Origin of the sequence: Acidovorax soli (assembly GCF_014207955.1) — a bacterium.
Classification (GTDB): domain Bacteria; phylum Pseudomonadota; class Gammaproteobacteria; order Burkholderiales; family Burkholderiaceae_C; genus Acidovorax; species Acidovorax soli_A.
This window is the reverse complement of sequence record NZ_JACHLK010000010.1, coordinates 153,215-172,924: the sequence shown is the minus strand read 5'-3', so window position 1 is coordinate 172,924 and position 19,710 is coordinate 153,215. Positions and strand designations below refer to the sequence as shown.

Genomic DNA, 19,710 nt, shown 5'->3' with positions numbered 1-19,710 from the left:
CATGCGGATCCGACAGACCCTCGTGGCCCTGGCGGCGGTGCTGGTAGCCACCTGCGCCACGGCGCAGACCGAAGCCCCTGCCACTGCGGCCCCGGCTGCCACGCCTGCAGAACAGGCCCGGCAACTCGCGGACCTGGAAAAGGCCCAGCGCGAACTGCTCAAGGAGCTCAAGCGCCAGCTGGCGGAAATGCCCGAGACCGTGCGCAAGCAGCGGCTGCGCGCACGCATTGCAGAGATCGAGGGCCGCGCCAACCCGCCCCGGGACCTGTACATATCGCCCAGCGCCAAGATGAGCGGGCCGATGAAGACCTACTATGCGCGCATGCGGCAGCGCATCGAGGACTGCGGCACGCGCCACTTCCCGAGCAAGGACGGGAAGCGGCTGTATGGCCAGGGCATCGTGGGCATCACCCTGGCCAACGACGGCGCGGTGATCCAGGCCGATGTGCTGCAGTCATCGCAAGACCGCACGCTGGACGCGCACATGCTCAAGATCGTGCAGGCATCGGCCCCCTTCGGCACGCCGCCCGCCAAGCCCATGGCCGATGGCTCGCAGCGCTACCGCCGCCTGGTCGTCATCACGGGCTTTGACTTCAACCGCGACAGCGACAAACCCGACCCCGAGCCAGTGCCAGCCCAGGAACGCTGCAAATGGGAATAAGCTGACGGCGCTGGCACCCGTCAAAGATCCGAATGAAGGCGAATCCGTATCAGTTATCCATTGCGCTGCACGCCACCCGCGACGCATGAAACTGGCACGGCCAAGGCCAGTGCTCCCGTGCAAGGGCCGCCCCGCCGCACCGGGAGCGTCCCCCTCCCGACTCGCGCAGCGAGTCGAGGGAGGGGCTGAGGGCCGCGGCTCCAAGCCTGCCTGCGCAGGCTTGGACGTGCCCGAAGAGCCGCCGCCTCTGGGGAGGCACCGAGGCGCGAAGCGACTCAGGGGGTGTTCATCTCACGCCGGCTCGCCACCCCACAGGCGCTCGCCCGTGTGCTCCACATGGGTCAGGTACATGCGCAGGTCGAACTCGTACTGGTGGTACTGCGGCTCCATGTGCTGGCACAGCTGGTAGAAGGCCTTGCCATGGCCCTTCTCGCGCAGGTGCGCGAGCTCGTGCACGACGATCATGCGCAGGAACTCATCAGGGCCCTGCTTGAACATCGCGGCGATGCGGATCTCGTGCTTGGTCGCAAGCCGGTTGCCCTGCACTCGCGAGACAGTGGTGTGCAGGCCCAGGGCATGCCGCACCACATGGATCTTGTTGTCGAACAGCACCTTGTTGATGGTGCCGGCATTGCGCAGGTGGCGGTTTTTCAGCTCCTGCGCATAGTCGTACAGCGCCTTGTCGCTGCGCACGGCATGGGCGTCCGGGTACTTCCTCAGCAGCGCCGCGCCCAGACGGCCCTGGGCGAGCAGCTCGCGCGCCTGCTGCTGCAGGGGCGCGGGGTAGGACTGCAGGTAGGGCAGCTGTACGGGAGCGGTCGTCGTCATGCGCCAGACACCCTGCACCGGCAGGGCTTGCAGCAAGCCATCGGATGGGGTGCGCGCGCCGTCAGTGCAGGTGGCGTGGCCGGCGGCCGCCACCACCATGGCCGCTGCCGCCCGCGCCACCGCTGCCGCCGCGTGGCGGCTTGCCGATCTCCAGCGAGTTCACCAGCGCGTCAAAGCGCTGGCTGAACAGCTTGTCGATCTCGGCCACCACGCCACCGAGCTCGGCGCCGTCGAAATGGCGTTCCATCATGTTCACCACGTCCTGCACCAGCAGGTCGCGCTGTACCTGCATGATGGCGGCGGGCGTGGGGCCTACGAAGAGCATCAGGAAGTCGTCGCGCGACTCAGCGCCTTCGGCGCCTTCGTCCTCTTCATCGAAGTCCGCGTCGTAGAAGGTGACCTCGATGGCTGCGCCCAGTTCGGACAGTTCATTGAGGCTCATGCACATCTCGTCGAGCGACTGGCGGAAGTCCTCGTCACCGCGCACCGTCCAGCACATCTGCAGCAGGTGCTCCTGCGCGTCGTACTTGATGCCGGGCTCTTCCTCATAGGCGCTGGCGGCGCCATCGGCCAGCGAGCGCGCGCCCGCATACTTCCACAAGGGTTTCAAGGCCTCCTGGATCTGCTCGAAGCTGGCATCCGCGCGCAGCTGGACCTGTCCGTGGACGTGGATTTCGAAGGGTGCGTTGTAACTTGACATGATTTTTCGAATCGTAATGGTGCCCGGAGCCGGGATCGGCAAGCCCCATGCCTACTGGCTTGCCCTGGATTCTCAAGGAAACTGGGGGCGTTGACTGCGTTGGCGCATCCTTTCAGCCCCACGATAGCGCTATTTTCTCATGGCGCCAAGGGCACACGGAACAAAGCGCAGTCCCCCCACACCTCGGCACGGCATGGCCGGCGGCGCCAAGGCTGTCTTCGGCAGGGCCGGCACCCGTGAAAGGCAAAAGGGCTGGCCGCTATGGCGGCCAGCCCTTTTTTCGCCATCGCCGACCGAAACCGAAGTCTCAGGTCGCCGCCGGCTGGGCCTCCAGCACCTTGGAACTGCCCCCGCGCTGGCGGAAGAACGACACCGTCTGCCACAGGATGAACAGCGCGATCAGGCCGATCAGCGTGCCGCTGATGGGGCGGTTCACGAACACCTCGAAGCTGCCGCGCGACAGCAGCATGGAGCGGCGGAAGTTCTCCTCCAGCATGGGGCCCAGGATGAAGCCCAGCATCAGCGGCGAGGGGTCCATCTCCAGCCGCATGAACAGATAGCCCAGGGCGCCGAAGGCCACGGTGATGAACACGTCGTCCAGGTTGTTGTTGATGCTGTAGGTGCCGATGCAGCAGAAGAACAAGATGGCCGGGAACAGCACGTTGTACGGGATCTTGAACACCGACAGCCAGTAGCGCACCAGCGGCACGTTCAGGATCAGCAAGAAGCAGTTGCCGATCCACATGCTGGCCACCAGGCCCCAGAACAGCTCGGGGTGGCCGGCGATCATGTTGGGGCCGGGCTGGATGCCCTTGATGATGAAGGCCGCCATCATCAGCGCCATGACGGCGTTCTCGGGGATGCCGATGCTCATCAGCGGGATGAAGCTGGTGCGCGCAGCGGCCTCGTCGGCCGCGGCCTGGCCGGCCACGCCCTCGATGGAGCCATTGCCGATCTCGTGCTTGTACTTGCTGACCTTCTTGTCCAGGGCATAGGCTGCGAACTGGGCGATCACCGGGCCACCGCCGGGCAGGATGCCCAGGATGGAGCCCACCACGCTGCCGCGCAGCGCGCTGGGGATGATGCGCTTGAACTCGGGCCAGGTGGGGATGAGCTTGATCTTGCCGTTGAAGGGCGAGCGCTCTTCGCGCGAATCAAGGTTCTTGGCGATCTCGGCAATGCCGAAGCAGCCCAGCGCAATGCTCACGATGCCCACGCCGTCGGCCAGGAAGGGCATGTCGAAGGTGAAGCGCGCCAGGCCGCTGTTCACGTCGGTGCCGACCGAACCCAGCAGCACGCCCACCATGCACATGGCCAGGCCGTTGAGCAGGCTGCCGGTGGTGACGAAGCTCACGCAGACAAAACCCACCAGCATCAGCGCGCAATAGTCCGCCGGTCCGAAGAGGAAGGCCACCTCGCCCAGGCTGGGCGCCAGAAAGGCCAGCACCACGATGGCCACCGTGCCGCCGATGAAACTGGAGACCCCTGCCGTGAACAGCGCCAGGCCCGTCTTGCCCTTTAATGTGAGCTGGTAGCCGTCGATGCACGCCACAATGGAGCTGGCGTGCGGGATCTTCATGGTGATGGCGCTCACGCTGTCGCCGTACTGCGCCCCATAGTAGATGCCGGCCAGCATGATGAGTGCGCCGGTGGTGTCGATGGAATAGGTCAGCGGCAGCAGCAGGCTGATGGTGGCCAGCGGGCCCAGGCCCGGCAGCAGGCCCACCAGGGTGCCCACGGTGCATCCCAGGGCGCAGAACATCAGGTTCTGCAGTGTCAGTGCGTGGCCGAAGCCGAACGCGAGGTTGTGGAGAACGTCCATGGCGACCTCAGTACAACGGCAGGTTGACGCCCAGCAGCTTCTGGAACATGAAGGCGATGCACAGCAGCACCGCGGCGATCTTGAGGTTGCGCACCACCGAGTACGAGGTGCCCGCAAAGCCCGCGCAGAACACCAGGAAGACGATGCCCGCAACCATGTTCACGAAGTGCGAGATGGCCGCGAAGCCGCACAGGCTGGCGAGGATGATGGCGATGTTGCGGAAGTGGAAGTCCATCGGCACCGGTGCCACCAGGCGCGCGCGCACCACGGTGATGGCGCCGATGGCAAACAGCATGCAGCTGACAATGAAGGGGAAGAGCCCCGGGCCGGCGCGCCCGAGCGATCCCAGCGAGTAGCCCATCGACGGCAGGCCGAAGCCCAGCGCCAGGGCCATCAGGGCGAAGCCCCGGACCATATTGCGGTTGACCATGAAAATGTTGTCTCCATGAAGGTTTGAGGAAGCACGCCCATGGCTGGGGTATGCTGGCGTGGCGACTATTCCCATCGAACCTGATCGCTGGCTGATCTCGGCCATGCGTAATTCCACGTAGCACCTGCATCCCATGCGCCTCCTGTTGGTGGAAGACGACCCCGTGCTGAGCCGCACCATGGCCCGCGGCCTGGAGAACGCGGGCCACCGCGTCGAACTGGCCCATACCGTGCAAGAGGCCCAGCACTGGTGGGCCGTGCAGGCCTTCGACGCCGTGCTGCTGGACCTGAACCTGCCCCATGCGGCCCACGCGCGCAGCGGCCTGGGCAGCGGGCTCACCGCCCTGCGCACGGCGCGCGCACGCGGCGACCGCACGCCGGTGCTGGTGCTCAGCGCACGCGACAGCACCGAGGAGCGCATCGCCGGGCTCGATGCCGGGGCCGACGACTACCTGGGCAAGCCCTACGAGCTCAAGGAGGTGGAAGCGCGCCTGCGCGCACTGCTGCGCCGTGCCAGCGGCACGGCTGACCGGGTCACCGTGGGCCGTCTGGCACTGGACCGGCAGGCACGCCGCGTGAGCATCGCCGGGCAGCCGCTGGAGCTGCCTGCGCGCGAATTCGACCTGCTGTGGGAGCTGATGACGCCGCCCGGCCGCGTGCTGAGCAAGGGCGACCTCTCGGCGCGCCTATCGGACGCGGGCGAGGCGGTGGCCGACAACGCGCTGGAGGCCTCGTTCTCGCGCCTGCGCCGCAAGATCGCAGGCAGCGGCGCGGGCATACGCACGCTGCGCGGGCTGGGCTACGTGCTCGAGGACGATGCCTCCAGCACCTAGGCCCCCGGCGCTGCGCCAGCGCCTAGGGCGGCGCGTGCTGCTCTCGCTGCTCCTGGTCTGGGGGCTGGGCAGCGCGATCGTGCTCGGCGTGGGCAACCACTTCGTGGCGCAGGCCTTCGACCGGGCCCTGCTCGACGACGCCCATGCGCTGGCGGCCCTGGTGCGCAGCGGTGGCCTGGACGAGCGCCACGGCCCGGGCGCCAGCGCACTGCGGCTGGAGCTGACGCCGCGCGAGGTGGATCTGCTGCGCTTCGACCAGAGCGAGACCGTGTGGTTTGCCGTCTACGGGCCCGATGGCCGCTTCATCGCAGGCGACCACGATCTGGCGCCCAGCTCAATCGCCCCGGGCAGCAGCCATGCGTTCTCGCAGTTGCTGCGCGCGGGCCAGGACCTGCGCCGCGTGAGCCTGCACACGGCGGGGACGCCGTCGTTCACCGTGGTCATGGCGCAGACCACGACCGAGCGCACGCACCTGCTGCGCCGCCTGCTGGTGTACGCGGGGCTGGCCCAGCTCTGGCTGCTGGTGGTGCTGGGCTCCTGGCTGCTGCGTGGCATCGACCGCGAGCTGCGCCCGCTGACCACCTTGCAGGATGCCGTGGACCGGCGCGACGCGGCCGATCTCGCGCCACTGCCCCCGGCGCTGACGCAGCAGGCCGGCAGCAGCGACGTGCAGCGCCTGGGCGAAGCCCTCGATGGCCTGCTCGCGCGGGTGCAGCACAGCCTGCACGCCCAGCGCGAGTTCGCGGGCAACGTGGCGCACGAGCTGCGCACGCCACTCGCCGGCATCCGCGCGCAGGCCGCCCACGCGCTGGCGCAGAGCGATCCCGCGGTCTGGCGCAGCGAACTCCAAGGCATCGCCGAGTCCGAGCAGCGCGCCAGCCGCACGGTGGACCAGTTGCTCGCGCTGGCCCGCGCGGCCGAGGGCGGCACCGCCCTGGCCCTGCAGGCCGTGCCGCTGCACACCCTGGTGCGCGATGTGCTGCTGCGCTTTCTGCCCCGCGCGGATGCCCTGGGCGTGGACCTGGGCGCCGATGGCCTGGAACAGGCCGTGCAGGTGCGCGCCCACACCGCACTCATCGAAGGCATTCTGAACAACCTGCTGGACAACGCCCTGCGCTACGGGCGCGGCCAGCCGCCGCGCATCACCGTGGCACTGCAGGTGCGCGAGGGCCACGCCGTGCTGAGCGTGGCCGACAACGGTCCCGGCGTGGATGCCGCGCTGGCCCTGCAGCTGCAACAGCGCTGGGCGCAGGGCGACCATGGCGTGCGCCTGGGCCAGGGCGCGGGGCTGGGCCTGTCCATCGTGTCACGCTACGCGCAGCTGATGGGCGGTCGGCTGGCGCTGGAGCCGGCGCCGCTCGGGCCGGGCCTGGTCGCCAGCGCATGGTTGCCGATCGCTGGGCCCACCGAGGGCCCGGGTGCGGCCGGCGTGTGAAGAGCCCGTTCTACGGTGCTGCCTGCTTCGACGCGGCACTGCGCTGGGCGAACCGCTCAGCCCACTCCGACACCGGCATGAAGCTCGGGTCGGTGCGCACCACGCGCTCGGTCTGCGCCCAGATGGCCTCGTCGTCCTGGTCCAGGTCCAACGGGTCGCCGTGGGGCTGGCTCACGTACCAGGGCGTATCCAGGTACACCTCCACGGTGTTGTCCTCGGGGTCCATGCAGTAGATGGAAATGGCATTGCCGTGGTTCAGCCCGCGCATCTTCGTCGCGCCCAGGGCCAGGGCGCGGCGGCGTGCCTCGCGCAGGTGGTCGATAGTCTTGACCTTGAAGGACAGCTGCATCACCGTGCTCGGCGCGTCGGCACCGCGCCCGCCGGCCAGCACCAGCTGGTGGTGCTGGTCCTCGCGGCCGCTGAGGAACACGATCTCGAAGCGGAAGGTCACGCCCTCGCCGCGGTCGGTCTCCTGCATGTCGAACACGCCGGTGTAAAAGCGCTTCATCACCTCCAGGTCGCGGCAGAAGATGCCGCAGTGCGACAGGTTGGCGGTGTAGGGTGGGTTCATACGGACAAGCTCCGGGAGATCAAGGGACGAGAACCAGCTTGCCCAGCGTGCCGCCGCTGTCCAGCAGCTCGTGGGCTTGGCGTGCCTGGGCCAGGGGCAGGCGCATCGCACGCGGCGCACGCACCTGGCCGCTGGCCATGAGCGCAATGGCCTGCTCCATCAGGCCGCGGCGCTGCACGATGTCGGCATCCACCGCGTGGATGGAGAAGGTGCGGATCGCCAGGCTCCTGGCGAGCAGCTTGCGCAGCTCGTCGAACACGTCGGCCGAGGGTGGGCCGGCCAGGATGTTGTACGACACCGCCATGCCCGAGGGCGCGAGCGAACGCAGGCAGGCGATGAAGAGTTGCGCGCCCACATGGTCGAAGGCCAGGTCCACGCCGCGCCCGCCCGTGAGCTCTATCACGCGCTGCGGCAGCGCCTGCAGATCGCCGCCATCGACCAGGTCGGTGACACCGTTCTCCAGCGCAAAGGCCCGCTTCTCCGCGCTGGAAGCGGTGCCGATCACGCGCAGCCCGCGCGAGCGCGCCACCTGGGCCAGCGCCGTGGCCACGCCGCCAGCGGCCCCTGGCACCAGGATGGCCTGGGCCGGCAGATTGCCGTTGCTGGCCAAGAGCGCCAGCGCCAGCTGAAAATTGCCCAGGCTCACCGCATCGTCGAAGGCAATGCTGGCGGGCAGCACGAAGGGCACGGCCTGGTCCACGCAGATGGCCTGCACGTAGCAGCCGCCGCGCTGGGGCAGCTCGCGCGCGCTCACCAGCACCCGCTCGCCCACGGCCAGGCGCTCCACGCCCGGGCCCACGGCGTCCACCACGCCGGCCAGCTCGTTGCCGGGCACGGCGGGCAGCGGAGGCATCCATTTGTAGGTGCCGTTGCGGATCAGCACGTCGGGCCCGCCCGCGCCAATGGCATGGGCGCGCACGCGCACCTGGCCCGGGCCAGGTTGGGGCAGCGGCAGATCGACCAGGGACAGGACTTCGGGGCCGCCGGTGGCCTGCAGTTGCACGGCCTGCATGGTGGTGTGTTCAGCCATGTTCAGCGCTGCCCGTCGTGCACCGAGACCTGCTCGCGCGTGAGCCCGCCCAGGCGCGAATGGATGCGCCCGCCATCGGCCATCACCAGCGCGAAGAGGATCTCGTCGGGGCGCGGCGCGTCCTGGATGCCCACCTCGGCGCTGTTGAAGTGGCTGCGCACATAGGCCGCGTGGATGTAGTGCAGCGGCACCATGAGCCGGTAGCCCGTGGCCGCCACGGCCTTGGCCGCCGGCACGATGGCCTTGGGCTCGCCCAGCACCTGGCGCATGGCCCAGCCACCGGCCTCGTGCCAGACGGCGCCGTGCTCCAGCTCGCCGTTGACGCCGACGATGGCCGCCTTGCTGTAGGCCTGCACATTGTCCTTGCCCAGCGTGGCCACCAGCTCCTCGGCCAGCAGGGTGCCCAGGCTGCGCAGCTCGGCCATGAAGGGCAGCAGGTCCGGCTCGTAGCGGCCGGCGTAGGGGTTGCGAATCACAGCGCAGGCGGAGGCCACGCGCAGCGGCGTGTCGGCCGGGGGCCCGCCCTCGTGGTACACGGTTTCGATGGTCAGGCTGCGTTTGCGGATGGCGATCAGGCTCATGCGAAAGGTCTTTCAGTCAAATCGGTGCTTCATTGTTTCGGTATCTTGGCATCGGCCACGACCTGCTGCCACTTGTCGATCTCGTGGCTCACCATAGCCTTCATCTCCTCGGGCGTGCTGCCGCGCGCCTCGCCGCCCATGTCCTCCAGGCGCTGGCGCACGGCCGGCGCCTGCAGTGCGCGCAGCACCTCGGCATTGAGGCGGTCCACTACCAGCCGGGGCGTGCCGGCAGGCGCCAGCAGGCCGGCCCACGAGCGCACGTCGTAGCCCGCCACGCCCTGCTCGGCCACGGTGGGCACATGGGGCAGGCCCGGCCAGCGCTGCGGGCCTGTGGTGGCAATGGCGCGCAACTTGCCCGCCTGGATGTTGGACATCACGGCCGTGGGCGGGGCGATGATGAAGGGCACCTCACCGCCCAGCAGGGCAGTGAGCGATGCTGCATCGCCCCGGTAGGGCACATGCATCAGGCTCACGCGCGCCATCTTGGCCAGCAGCTCGCCCGCCAGATGGTGGGTGGAACCGACCCCGGCCGTGCCGTAGGCCACGGTGCCGGGCGCGGCCAGCGCACTGGCCAGCACCTCGCGCAGGCCCTGCACCTTGGAGCTGGCATTCACCACCACCAGGAAGGGGAAGAAGGTGACGGTGGAGACCATCTCGAAGTCCGCCACCGACTTGTAGGGCAACGTGTTGTACAGCGCCCCCGCCACCGCATGCCCGCCCGTGGCCAGCAGCAGGGTGTAGCCGTCGGGCTTGGCGCGCGCCACGGTGGTGGCCGCGATGGTGCCGCCCGCGCCGGACTGCGCCTCCACCACTACGGGCTGGCCCAGGGCCTTGCCCATCTCCAGGCCCACGGCGCGGGCGATCGCGTCGGCATTGCCGCCGGGCGCAAAGCCCTGGTAGAGCTTGATGGCCCGCTCCGGGTAGCCTTGGGCCAGGGCCGGCAGCGCAGGCCACCCCAGGGCAGCCGCACCGCAGGCGGCCAGGATCTGTCTTCTGTGCATGGTGCTTGTCTCCAGGGGGCGGCGGCCGTCTTGGGGCTGCGCTCTGCCCGTGTGAGGTGAATGGATGGATGCCCGTTCTCAGCCTTGTGCGACTACCGGGTTGCGCAGCAGGCCGATGGCTTCGATCTCCACCTCCACCACATCGCCGGGCTTCATGAACTGCGGGGGCTTCTTGCTCCAGCCCACGCCGGCCGGCGTGCCCGTGATGACCACATCACCCGGCACCAGCGTGAAGATGGTGGAGGCATAGGCGATCAGCCGCGGGATGGAGAAGATCATGTGCCCGGTGTGGCTGGACTGCACCACGGCGCCGTTCAGGCGCGTCTCCAGCTTGAGCTCGCGGCCGGGGGCGATCTCGTCGGCCGTCACCATCCACGGGCCGAAGGCACCGGTGGACTCGAAGTTCTTGCCCGATGCGATCTGCTTGGCATGGAACTGCCACTCGCGCACGCTGGCGTCGTTGTAGCAGCTGTAGCCGGCCACATGGTCCCAGGCATCGGCCTCGGCGATGCCGCGCCCGGGCTTGCCGATGATGACGGCCAGCTCGCCCTCCCAGTCCAGCGACTCCGACACATGCGGGCGCACGATGGGCCCCTGGTGCGGCGTCTGCGAGCGCCACACGCGCAGAAAGATCGGCGGCTGCTCCGACAGCTCGCGCTGCATGCCGGCGGCCAGCACTTCCTGGTGGTGGTCCATGTAGTTGCGCACGGCGCAGACGATCTTTTCGGGGCGCGGGATCACGGGCAGAAAGACCACATCGGACAGCTGTGCGTCGGCAGCTAGGCCCGCCACCAACGCATCGCGGCGCGCGAAGTCGGGGCTGGCGATGAAGTCGGCCAGCGTGGCATGACCGGTGCGCGCAGCCAGTTCGGCCACGCCGTTGCCGACAACGGCACCCCAGGTGTCGCGGCCGGAGATCGAATAGGACATCAGTTTCATGGTTTTCCTTCAAGGGGATGGGAGTGATCGGACGCACGCTGTCCGGCAATCTGCCGGCACACCTTGTTCAGTGCATGAAGTTATTTTTATGCATAAAAATAACTTCATGCATAGTGGTTTATACCGAGCACAAAAATTGGAACCAAGCCGCGGGGATGGAATCGCCCCTGCCCCTGGCCTGGAAAGCGCGAGGAAACGCGAGAGAGAGCCCCGGAACGACAAAGCCCCGCGTCGGCGGGGCTTGGGGAGGGCGGCGCTGCGTTGGGCAGCACCAGGTGGCAGGAAGCGGGTTCAGCCCGTCTGCTGGCGGTGCTCCACCTGGTCGAGCACAGCCAGCACATTGCGCTCGGTGCTCAGGATGTGCTCTTCGAGCAGCGCGCTGGCGGTGTCCGCATCGCGCCGCAAGGTGGCGTCCATGAGCTTGCGGTGCTCGTTGGACTTGCGCCGCGAAGTCTTGCGAAAGCGCGCCGAGTAGCGGCGGTAGCGCTCGGCCTGGTCGAACAGGCTGGCGCTCCAGGTGCGCAGGCGCTCCGACGGGCAGGCGCTGATGAGCGCCATGTGGTAGGCCGTGTGCAGGTCGGTCCAGCCCTCGTCCAGCACCACGGGGCCATCGCCGAGGCGGGCTTCCACCTTTTCGAGCCGGTGGAAGGCGCCGACCACGGCCGCCTCCCATGCATCGTCGCCATGGGCGATGGACTCGCGCAGCGCCTGCACGTCGAGCATCACGCGCATGCGCGTGATGTCGGCCAGGTCCGCCGCCGAGATCGCCGCCACCCGAAAACCCCGCCGCTCGTCGGCGCGGATCAGGCCCTCCTGGGCCAGGCGGCTCAGGGCCTCGCGCAGCGGGCTGCTGGAGAAGCCATAGGCCGTCTGCAGCTCATCGAGCTTGAGCTTGGCACCCGCGCCATAGGTGCCGCCCAGCACATCGCGGCGCAGTTGCGCGAAGGCCTGGTCGACCAGGGGGGGTGTACGCGTGGGTTGTTCTTTTTCATACATGATTTCAATTTTATGCATAAACTCGCCCCATTGAAAGAAGGAGCAAACCCTAGTGACCGCCGATCTGAACGCCCCCGTCCGCCTTGTCGCCATCTCCGGCAGCATCCGCCGCGCCTCGCACTGCACGGCCGTGCTGCGCAGCCTGCACCCGCTGCTGCCGCCCACGGCGACGCTGGAACTCTTTCCGCTGGACGAGGTCCCCATGTACAACGCCGACCTGGATGGCGACACCCCGCCAGCCCCGGTGGCAGCGCTCAAGGCCGCCATCGCCAGCGCTGATGGCCTGGTGATCTGCTCGCCCGAGTACAACTACGGCATCCCAGGTGTGCTCAAGAACGCCATCGACTGGGCCTCGCGCCCAGGATTCGCCTCGCCGCTCAAGGGCAAGCCGGCGCTGGTGATGACGGCATCGCCAGGCACGGCCGGCGGCGTGCGCGCCCAGGCCCAGATCCGCGACGCGCTGGCCGCCACGCTGGCACGCTCCCTGGTGCGCCAGCACATCGCCATCGCAGGCGTGGCGGCACGCATCCAGGACGGGCGCCTGACCGATGCGCCCACGCTGGAGTTCATCCAGGCCGGCCTGGTGGACTTGCTCGACGAGATCCGCGGGCTGCGGGCTGCCCGCCAGCCACAGGCCTGAAACCCTGGGCCTATGCCCGGCGCGCCCCCATCAGCACGAACAGCATGGTGGCAGGCCGGTCCGTGTGGTTGCGCCAGGCATGGCGGTTGCCATGCTGTACCGCCACGTCGTGCCGGCGCAGCAGCACCTGCGCGCCATCGTCCAGCTCCAGCGTGATCTCGCCGTCCAGTACCACGTCGTAGTCGATGCTGTCGGTGGTGTGCATGCCGGGGCAGTCGGGCTCGAAGCGCTCGGCCAGGCCCGGCACCTTCTGCGCAAACTCCGCACCGAAAGCCGCGCCGTCGAAGTCGGCGCGCATCATCACCGAGTCCGGTGGAAAGGTGACGAACATCAGCAGCGTCTCCCCCACCCCGGGCACAAAGCCCGTCTGCCCGGTGCGGTCGGCCACCGCCCCCCGGCCCAGCGCCTCGCGCGCCGACGTGGCCCACAGCAGCGCCGCAGCAAAGCCCTGCGCACTCTCGAACGCCACCGCCCGCGGCGCCGCCCCATCCGCAAACACCTGCGAGCGGCCATCCCCACCGACCCCCGCCACGACTCTTCTGATCTGCATAACGATTACCTCCAGTTGAAGTTATTGCGCGCAGCCCCCGCAAACGCACGGCACAGGCCAGGGCCGCCCTGCAAGGCCCCCCCGCCGCAGGGGCGGCGTCCCCCTGGGGGGATGGCGCGAAGCGCCTCAGGGGGTTAGGGGTTTATGACGAAATTGCTGAACCCGCCATTGCGCGAGGCAATGCCCGAGATCGCCTCGTTGATGCGCTCCAGCGGGTGGCACACATGCTCGAAGACCGAGAGGTCCAGCGTGCCGGCCTCGGCCATGTCGGCCATGTCCTGCCCTTCGCCGGCGGTGAACCAGGCCGATCCTTCGATGGACTGCTGCTCGTCCATCATGGTGTGCAGGTCCATGCCCACCATACCGGCAATGGCCCCAATGTTGTAGGCCCGCCCGCCGCGCTTGAGCGCACGCACGCCCTGCTGCAGCGTCTCGTGCGCGGCCCCGGGGCCCAGCGCGTCGAAGAAGGCATCCACGCCCAGGCCCTCGGTGCGCGACTTCACCCAGGTGTCGATGGCCCCGCCATCGGCGTTGGAGAACACCTCGATGCGGTCCGGCGCCAGCGCCTTGACCCGGTCCAGCAGGGCCTGGTTGCGGCCCGTGCCCAGGATGCGCGTAACCCCCATGGCCAGGCCGAACAGCGCCCCTCCAATGCCCAGGGTGCCGCTGATGCCGTTGACCAGCATGCTCTTGCCCGGCCCCATGCCGGCCTTGCGCATGGCCGAATACATGGTGCCCAGGTAGCCGAAGCGCGCGGCTTCGTTGAAGCCCACGTTGTCGGGCAGCTTCACCAGCGCGTACTGCGGCGCCAGCATGTACTCGGCCAGGCCTCCGCCCGGGTAGTTCTTGTACAGCTTGAGCGAATTCTGCGAGAAACCGAAGTAGCCGCTGAACGCATAGTGCGTGCAGTTGATCAGATCACCGCTGCGGCAGGCACGGCAGCCGCCGCAGTACAGGCCGGGGTTCACGTACACCCGGTCGCCGGGCTTCCAGGCATGCACATGGGAGCCCACCGCCGTGATCTCGCCCGCCGGGTCCAGGCCGAAGACGGCGGGCAGCGGGGGCAGCGGCAGCTCGGGGAACCAGGTGGTCCAGTTGGCCAGGATGTTGCCCAGGTTGGGCACGATGCCGCAGGCGCGCACACGCACCACCACGTCGTTGGCCGCAGGCGTGGGGATGGGCAGCTGTTCGATCTCCATGGGAGCCCCGACCTGGTGCAGGCGGGCCGCTTTCATCATCGACATGTCGTCTCCTTGGTTGAATGCATAAATGCACAAAATTGTTTTTATGCATTTTTCATTCACCACAGCAGACCGGCATCGGGATCAACCCTGAATGCACATTTCAATTTTTTATGCACAATTTTGTTTTATTGCACCAAGGTGACTAACGCAACCCAGCCTGCCCCGGAAGGCGCCACGAGGGTTGTGCCAGCTTCTTTGGAAACCACCCATGACTTCCCTGCCCCCTTCCGCCTCCACAGACGTTGCGATCATCGGCTTCGGCCCGGTGGGTGCCAGCCTGGCCGCCCTGCTGGGCCAGCGCGGCTGCCGTGTGGCAGTGTTCGACAAGTCCGAACAGATCTATCCCCTGCCCCGCGCCTTCGCGCTGGACCACGAGGCCATGCGCACCTTCCAGCAGATCGGCATTGCCGGCGCGCTGGCGGCGCACATCACGCCCTACCGCCCCACCATCTACCAGGGCGCCGATGGCCAGCCCATCCAGCACTTCGACATGGGGCCAGCGCCCTACCCGCTGGCCTGGGCGCCCTCCTACACCTTCAACCAGCCGGCGCTGGAGACGGCGCTGCGTGCCGCCGTGCGCGCCCTGCCCCATGTCGAGGTGCACCTGGGCCATGAAGTCACCGCCGTACAAGAGGCCGCAGCCGATGGCGCCGTGCTCACGGTGCAGGCATCCGACGGCCGCCAGCACACAGTGAACGCACGCTATGTGGTCGCCTGCGATGGCGGTACCAGCCCCACACGCAAGCGGCTGGGCCTGCGCCTCAAGAGCCTGGACTTCGACGAGCCCTGGATCGTGGTGGACATGCATGTGGAAGAGTCCGTACTGGCCCGGCTGCCGGACACCAACATCCAGTACTGCAACCCCGCGCGCCCCTGCACCTATGTGGTGGGCCCGGGCACGCACCGGCGCTGGGAGTTCCTGCTGCTGCCGCACGAGGCTGAACGGCGCGAGATGCCGCCAGAAGCCATATGGCAACTGCTGTCGCCCTGGCTGGCACCGGGCGAGGCCCGCATCTGGCGCGCGGCGACCTACCGTTTCCATGCCGTGGTGCTGGAACAATGGCGCCAGGGCCCGGTGCTGCTGGCCGGCGACAGCGCCCACCAGATGCCGCCCTTCCTGGCCCAGGGCATGTGCCAGGGCCTGCGCGACGCGGCCAACCTGGCCTGGAAGCTCGACTGGGTGCTCAAGGGCCATGCGGACGATGGGCTGCTGGACAGCTATGGCGCCGAGCGCGGCCCGCAGGTGGAGGCCGTGACGGCCACCGTCAAGCGCCTGGGCCAGATCATCTGCGAGCGCGACGCAGGCCGCGCCCGCGAGCGTGACGAAGCGCTGCGCGCCCAGCAGGGCCACCAGGTGCGGGTGCAGCTGCGCCAAAGCCTGCTGCCAGGCATCCACCACGGCCTGATCGACCGCGACCAGCTGCCCATGGGCACGCCGTTTCCGCAGCCCGTGTGCCGCATCGGCGATGCGGGCCACGAGCAGATGATGGACGACCTGCTCGGCCATGGCTACGTGCTGGTACTGCGCGATGCCCCCACGGCGGAGCAGATGGCGCCATGGGCAGCCGCCTTGCGCCGGCTGCAGGCGCAGGTGGCCAGCATCGCCCCCTTGCCCCAGGCAGACGGCGTGCAGGTGCTGCACGAGGCCGACGGCATCCTCGCGCGCTGGTTCGCCCAGCATGGCTGCAGCGCCGCGCTGGTGCGGCCCGACCACATCGTGCAGGGCATTGCACACGGCGCCGAGCAGACCGGCGCGCTGCTGCAGCGCGCCTGCGATCAGCTCGACCGGCAGCCCGCCCCGGCGCTCTGAGCGCCCGCGACAACAGACACAACGACGGAGACAGACTGCATGCAACCCCACTTGTACCCCCGACGCAGCCTGCTGGCCGCAGGCACAGCCCTGGCCGCCACCACCCTCATGCGCCCCGCATGGGCCCAGTCGCCTGCCGGCATGCGCAAGCTGTTCGTCGGCTTTCCGGCGGGCGGCACGGCCGACAGCCTGGGCCGCGCGCTGGCGCAGCAACTGGCCGACGCCAGCGGCGGCTATGTGGTGGAGAACAAGACCGGGGCCTCCGGCCAGCTGGCGGCCGATGCGGTGCGCCTGGCGGCGCCCGACGGCACGGCCCTGCTGCTCACCCCATCGTCGGTGATGACGCTGGTGCCCCAGCTGTACAGGAAACCCATGTACGACACGCAGCGCGACTTCGTGCCGGTGGCCTGCGTGTGCGACCACTCCTTCGCGCTGGCGGTCAACGGCAACTCGCCGCACACCAGCCTGGCCTCCTTCATGGCCTGGGCCAGGGCCAACCCGTCGGCCGCCACCTATGCCACGCCCGGCCCCGGCAGCGGGCCGCACTTCCTGGGCACCATGGCAGGCCGGGAACTGGGCGCTCCGTGGGTGCACGTGCCCTACCGGGGTGTGGTGCCCGGCCTGCAGGACCTGATGGGCGGCCAGGTGGCCTGCACTTTCAACCCACTGCCCACCATGCTGGAGTACCACCGCGCGGGCCGCATCCGCATCCTGGCGGTGACCAGCCCGCAGCGCCTGGCCAGCCTGCCCGAGGTGCCCACCTTCGCCGAAGCCGGCCACCCCGGCCTGCAACTGGTGGAGTGGTACGGACTGTTCGCATCGGCCAAGGTGCCCGCCGCCACCGTCGGGCGGCTGGGCGGCGAGGTACACCGCGCCATGGCCGCGCCCGAAATGCAGGCCGCCGCCCGGCGGCTGGAGGTGGTGCCCCGCTACGAGGACGGCCTGGTGCTGGCCCGGCTGGTGCAGCAGGACCAGGAACGCTGGCGCGGCCTGGTGACCAGCACCGGCATCCAGCTGGAATGACCCGGCGCATCCATCCTCTCTTCCCCTTCACACCCGACGACCATGACCACCGACACCGAATCCCTGCTGCTGGACCTGGAAACCCAGCGCTGCGACGCCATGAAGCGCGCCGACTATGCGCGGCTGCGCGAAATCCTGCATCCTGGCCTGACCCATGTGCACGCCAAGGGCCAGACCGATGACTACGACAGCTATTTCCGATCCGGGGGCACGCATGTGGACTACCAGCAGATCGACCGCTCCGATCTCAAGGTGCAGGTGCTGGGCCACAGCGCGGTGATGACCGGCCGCCAGATGCTGGTGGCCGTGCGCAAGGACGGCAGCGGCACCGTGCGCATCGATTCGCGCGTGCTGCAGGTGTGGACTCAGGACGGCGCCCAGGGCCCCTGGCGGCAGATCGCATTCCAGACCACGCCGCTGGCGATGAGCATCACCTGATTCGGCGACCACCGCCCCTGCTTGCCGCCATGCAGCGCGGCTACTCGAACTTCACGTTGTGCTGGCGGACCGTGGCGCCGAAGGCGTCGTACTGCGTGCGAAAGAACTCGGCGAACTTTGCAGGGTTCATGCCATAGCCCTCGAAGCCCTGCTGCACCAGTTGTGCGTGCACCTCGGGCCGCTTCAAGGTGTTCTGCAGCTCGCGCGACAGCTTGTCGGTGATGGTCTGCGGCAGCCCCGGCGGCCCGAAGAAACCGGCCCAGGGCGTGATGGTGAGCGAGCCCAGCCCGAGCTCGGTGCCCGTGGGCACTTCGGGCAGCAGGCCGCTGCGCTGGGGCAGCAGCGTAGCCAGTGCGCGGATGCGCCCCTCCTTCACAAAGCCCGGCGCCAGCGTGCCGGTGGTGAACATCATGTGGATCTGCCCGCCCAACAGGTCGGTCATGGCCTGCATGTCGCCCTTGTAGCGCGCGTTGACCACCTTGCGCTGCTCGCCCAGCAGCTGCAGCATGGCCAGTTCCGAGGCGCTGTTGCTCGATGCCGAGTTGTAGGCGCCGGGCTTGGCCGCGACCAGGGCCAGCAGCTCACTCACGCTTTTGGCCGGCAGGCTGGAGGGCACCACCAGGAACATCGAGAACTGGCCGGCCGAGCTGATGGGCGTGAAGGCCTTGAACGGGTCGTACGGCGGCGTGGGCCGCAGCGTGGGCGCGGCCACCATGGCGGTGTTGGTGCCCATGAGCAGGGTGTAGCCGTCCGCCTTGGCGGACGACACGGCCTGGGCCGCCAGCACGCCATCGGCGCCGGGGCGGTTCTCCACGATCACCTGCTGGCCCAGCTGCTTGGACAGGCCTTCGGCGATGATGCGCGTGAGCGAATCCGCCCCACCGCCGGCCGCAAAGCCCACGATCATGCGCAAGGGCTTGTCCGGAAATGGCTCGGCCCCGAAGGCCTGCGCCGCCGGCAGCGCTGCGCCGGCCGCCAGGGTGATGAGCTGTCTGCGTTGCATGTGCCGCCCCCTTTCTCAGAAGAGGTGGCGCACGCCGAATTCCCAGCCCGACGAGCTGCGCCCGCTGGCCGGTGCGGCGCCGCCGCTGACCACGTAGCGCGCCTCGCCCTTGTTCGAAATCCGGGCATAGGTGCCGTAGAGCGCCGTGCGCTTGGACAGGTTGTGCACGTAGCCGGCGCCGAGCTGGCGCGCGTCGTCGCCGCTGCGCGCCAGACCACCCGCAGTGCGCAGGCCGCTGTCGCTGCGGTCGTCCAGAACGGCATAGCTCAGCCGGATGCGGCCCACCTCACCGGCCGGGATGTGCGCGCCGATCTCGGCCGTGTTCTTGCGCACCGTGCCGGCCGCAAGCTTGACCGTGACCCGGTTGTAGAGCGCAAAGAACTTGGCAAAGCCCGCATCCCAGGTGCCGCCGATGTTGGCATGCGTGTAGTTGCCGATGGCGGCCGTGCTGCTGAACTGCGAGCGCGTAACGGCCGCCGCGATGTCAAAGGGGCCCGAGGCATAGCCCAGGCGCGCCCCGGCAAAGTTGCCGTCGTCGCTGTTCGCCACGCTGGAATCGTTCTCGCCGGTGCCCGCCATGGCCATGCCGTAGACACCGCCGAGCTTGCCCGGCAGCCAGTAGCTCACCGTGTTGCTGCCCGTGATGGCCGTGGGCAAGGGCCCGGTTCCCACACCCGCAAACGTGAGGTTGCCGGCCCGCGCCACGCCGTTGGCGTTGAACGGGTCGAAATAGATGCTGTTGTAGTGCGTGGGAATGAAGTCATGGCCCAGGCGAACCTCGCCCCAGCTGTCGTGCGACAGGCTCACGTAGGACATGCGGTCGAAGGTAAGCCCCCCCGCCGTGGTCGCGCCCGTGGGCTGGTTGTTGGTGTTGGTCGCGCGGCCGGTGCCGCTGTCGGGGTTCAGGCTGCCTTCGAGCCAGAAGCCCGCGCGCAGGCCGCCGCCCAGGTCCTCGGTGCCGCGAAAGCCGATGCGGCTGGTCGAGAGGCCGCCATTGGACAGTGCCCTGACCGAGCCGGCGCCCGCGCCCTTGGTGTACTGGACGCCCAGGTCCACCACACCGAACAGGGTGACGCTCGATTGCGCGTGCGCCGCGCTTGAGGCCAGTGCAATGGCCGAACAGATCCACAGTTGCTTTGTCTTCATGGTGCTTTGTCTCCTGCTTCTTTCTTCTCT

General features: G+C 68.7%; 21 protein-coding genes. 7 read left to right on the top strand and 14 right to left on the bottom strand.

Features of this window, described 5'->3' with window-relative positions; genetic code table 11:
• Window position 1 precedes the first annotated feature (1 nt).
• Complete coding sequence (locus HNP48_RS23245) at window positions 2-661, top strand: TonB family protein (protein ID WP_184861557.1); 660 nt, start codon at window positions 2-4, stop codon at window positions 659-661.
• 291 nt (window positions 662-952) lie between these two features.
• Here HNP48_RS23245 and HNP48_RS23240 read toward each other — a convergent pair whose 3' ends face one another.
• From HNP48_RS23240 to HNP48_RS23225, 4 genes are all read right to left on the bottom strand, one after another.
• Window positions 953-1,489, bottom strand: coding sequence for a M48 family metallopeptidase (locus HNP48_RS23240; protein WP_184861555.1), 537 nt, complete (start codon window positions 1,487-1,489; stop codon window positions 953-955).
• Window positions 1,490-1,550: 61 nt separating this feature from the next.
• A complete protein-coding gene (locus tag HNP48_RS23235; RefSeq protein WP_184861553.1) occupies window positions 1,551-2,189 on the bottom strand; it encodes a DUF6806 family protein in 639 nt (212 codons plus the stop codon).
• Window positions 2,190-2,496: 307 nt separating this feature from the next.
• Window positions 2,497-4,011 carry a tripartite tricarboxylate transporter permease gene (locus HNP48_RS23230; RefSeq protein WP_184861551.1) on the bottom strand — a complete coding sequence of 505 codons (1,515 nt, stop codon included), beginning with the start codon at window positions 4,009-4,011 and terminating at the stop codon, window positions 2,497-2,499.
• 7 nt (window positions 4,012-4,018) lie between these two features.
• Window positions 4,019-4,441: a tripartite tricarboxylate transporter TctB family protein gene (locus HNP48_RS23225; RefSeq protein WP_184861549.1), complete on the bottom strand. Its 423-nt coding sequence runs from the start codon at window positions 4,439-4,441 to the stop codon at window positions 4,019-4,021.
• A 133-nt stretch (window positions 4,442-4,574) separates the two neighbouring features.
• Here HNP48_RS23225 and HNP48_RS23220 point away from each other — a divergent pair, with 133 nt between their 5' ends.
• Both HNP48_RS23220 and HNP48_RS23215 read left to right on the top strand, forming a co-directional pair.
• Window positions 4,575-5,273, top strand: coding sequence for a response regulator transcription factor (locus tag HNP48_RS23220; protein ID WP_184861546.1), 699 nt, complete (start codon window positions 4,575-4,577; stop codon window positions 5,271-5,273).
• Window positions 5,257-6,708, top strand: coding sequence for a sensor histidine kinase (locus HNP48_RS23215; RefSeq protein ID WP_184861544.1), 1,452 nt, complete (start codon window positions 5,257-5,259; stop codon window positions 6,706-6,708). The genes HNP48_RS23220 and HNP48_RS23215 overlap by 17 nt, the downstream gene beginning before the upstream one ends.
• A gap of 10 nt (window positions 6,709-6,718) precedes the next feature.
• On the opposite strand, the gene HNP48_RS23210 is transcribed toward HNP48_RS23215, so the two are convergent.
• The 6 genes from HNP48_RS23210 to HNP48_RS23185 form a co-directional block, all read right to left on the bottom strand.
• Window positions 6,719-7,279, bottom strand: a complete 561-nt coding sequence (locus tag HNP48_RS23210; protein WP_184861542.1) for a VOC family protein — start codon at window positions 7,277-7,279, stop codon at window positions 6,719-6,721.
• Between the two features lie 19 nt (window positions 7,280-7,298).
• Window positions 7,299-8,309 carry a zinc-dependent alcohol dehydrogenase family protein gene (locus tag HNP48_RS23205; protein ID WP_184861540.1) on the bottom strand — a complete coding sequence of 337 codons (1,011 nt, stop codon included), beginning with the start codon at window positions 8,307-8,309 and terminating at the stop codon, window positions 7,299-7,301.
• Window positions 8,310-8,311: 2 nt separating this feature from the next.
• Entirely contained in the window at window positions 8,312-8,890 is a 579-nt protein-coding gene (locus HNP48_RS23200; RefSeq protein WP_184861539.1) for an amino acid synthesis family protein, read from the bottom strand.
• Window positions 8,891-8,919: 29 nt separating this feature from the next.
• Window positions 8,920-9,891 (bottom strand): tripartite tricarboxylate transporter substrate binding protein, encoded by a 972-nt coding sequence (locus HNP48_RS23195; RefSeq protein ID WP_184861537.1) that lies wholly within the window; start codon window positions 9,889-9,891, stop codon window positions 8,920-8,922.
• A gap of 78 nt (window positions 9,892-9,969) precedes the next feature.
• Window positions 9,970-10,830, bottom strand: a complete 861-nt coding sequence (locus tag HNP48_RS23190; RefSeq protein ID WP_184861535.1) for a fumarylacetoacetate hydrolase family protein — start codon at window positions 10,828-10,830, stop codon at window positions 9,970-9,972.
• A gap of 291 nt (window positions 10,831-11,121) precedes the next feature.
• Window positions 11,122-11,844 (bottom strand): GntR family transcriptional regulator, encoded by a 723-nt coding sequence (locus tag HNP48_RS23185; RefSeq protein WP_184861532.1) that lies wholly within the window; start codon window positions 11,842-11,844, stop codon window positions 11,122-11,124.
• A gap of 34 nt (window positions 11,845-11,878) precedes the next feature.
• Between HNP48_RS23185 and HNP48_RS23180 the strand changes: the two genes are divergently transcribed.
• Window positions 11,879-12,466 carry an NADPH-dependent FMN reductase gene (locus HNP48_RS23180; protein WP_184861531.1) on the top strand — a complete coding sequence of 196 codons (588 nt, stop codon included), beginning with the start codon at window positions 11,879-11,881 and terminating at the stop codon, window positions 12,464-12,466.
• A 10-nt stretch (window positions 12,467-12,476) separates the two neighbouring features.
• Here the strand turns inward: HNP48_RS23180 and HNP48_RS23175 are convergent, their stop codons facing one another.
• Together HNP48_RS23175 and HNP48_RS23170 are read right to left on the bottom strand one after the other, a co-directional pair.
• Window positions 12,477-13,016, bottom strand: a complete 540-nt coding sequence (locus HNP48_RS23175; protein WP_184861529.1) for a cupin domain-containing protein — start codon at window positions 13,014-13,016, stop codon at window positions 12,477-12,479.
• Between the two features lie 134 nt (window positions 13,017-13,150).
• Entirely contained in the window at window positions 13,151-14,260 is a 1,110-nt protein-coding gene (locus HNP48_RS23170; RefSeq protein ID WP_184861526.1) for an alcohol dehydrogenase catalytic domain-containing protein, read from the bottom strand.
• A gap of 208 nt (window positions 14,261-14,468) precedes the next feature.
• Between HNP48_RS23170 and HNP48_RS23165 the strand changes: the two genes are divergently transcribed.
• From HNP48_RS23165 to HNP48_RS23155, 3 genes are read left to right on the top strand one after another with little or no spacing between them, the layout of a single operon-like run.
• Complete coding sequence (locus tag HNP48_RS23165) at window positions 14,469-16,070, top strand: bifunctional 3-(3-hydroxy-phenyl)propionate/3-hydroxycinnamic acid hydroxylase (RefSeq protein WP_184861524.1); 1,602 nt, start codon at window positions 14,469-14,471, stop codon at window positions 16,068-16,070.
• A gap of 39 nt (window positions 16,071-16,109) precedes the next feature.
• Window positions 16,110-17,093 (top strand): tripartite tricarboxylate transporter substrate-binding protein, encoded by a 984-nt coding sequence (locus HNP48_RS23160; RefSeq protein ID WP_184861522.1) that lies wholly within the window; start codon window positions 16,110-16,112, stop codon window positions 17,091-17,093.
• A gap of 42 nt (window positions 17,094-17,135) precedes the next feature.
• Window positions 17,136-17,531 (top strand): nuclear transport factor 2 family protein, encoded by a 396-nt coding sequence (locus tag HNP48_RS23155; protein WP_184861520.1) that lies wholly within the window; start codon window positions 17,136-17,138, stop codon window positions 17,529-17,531.
• Between the two features lie 40 nt (window positions 17,532-17,571).
• On the opposite strand, the gene HNP48_RS23150 is transcribed toward HNP48_RS23155, so the two are convergent.
• Window positions 17,572-18,534 (bottom strand): tripartite tricarboxylate transporter substrate binding protein, encoded by a 963-nt coding sequence (locus HNP48_RS23150; RefSeq protein WP_184861518.1) that lies wholly within the window; start codon window positions 18,532-18,534, stop codon window positions 17,572-17,574.
• A 15-nt stretch (window positions 18,535-18,549) separates the two neighbouring features.
• Complete coding sequence (locus HNP48_RS23145; RefSeq protein ID WP_184861516.1) at window positions 18,550-19,680, bottom strand: porin; 1,131 nt, start codon at window positions 19,678-19,680, stop codon at window positions 18,550-18,552.
• Between the last annotated feature and the right edge of the window lie 30 nt (window positions 19,681-19,710).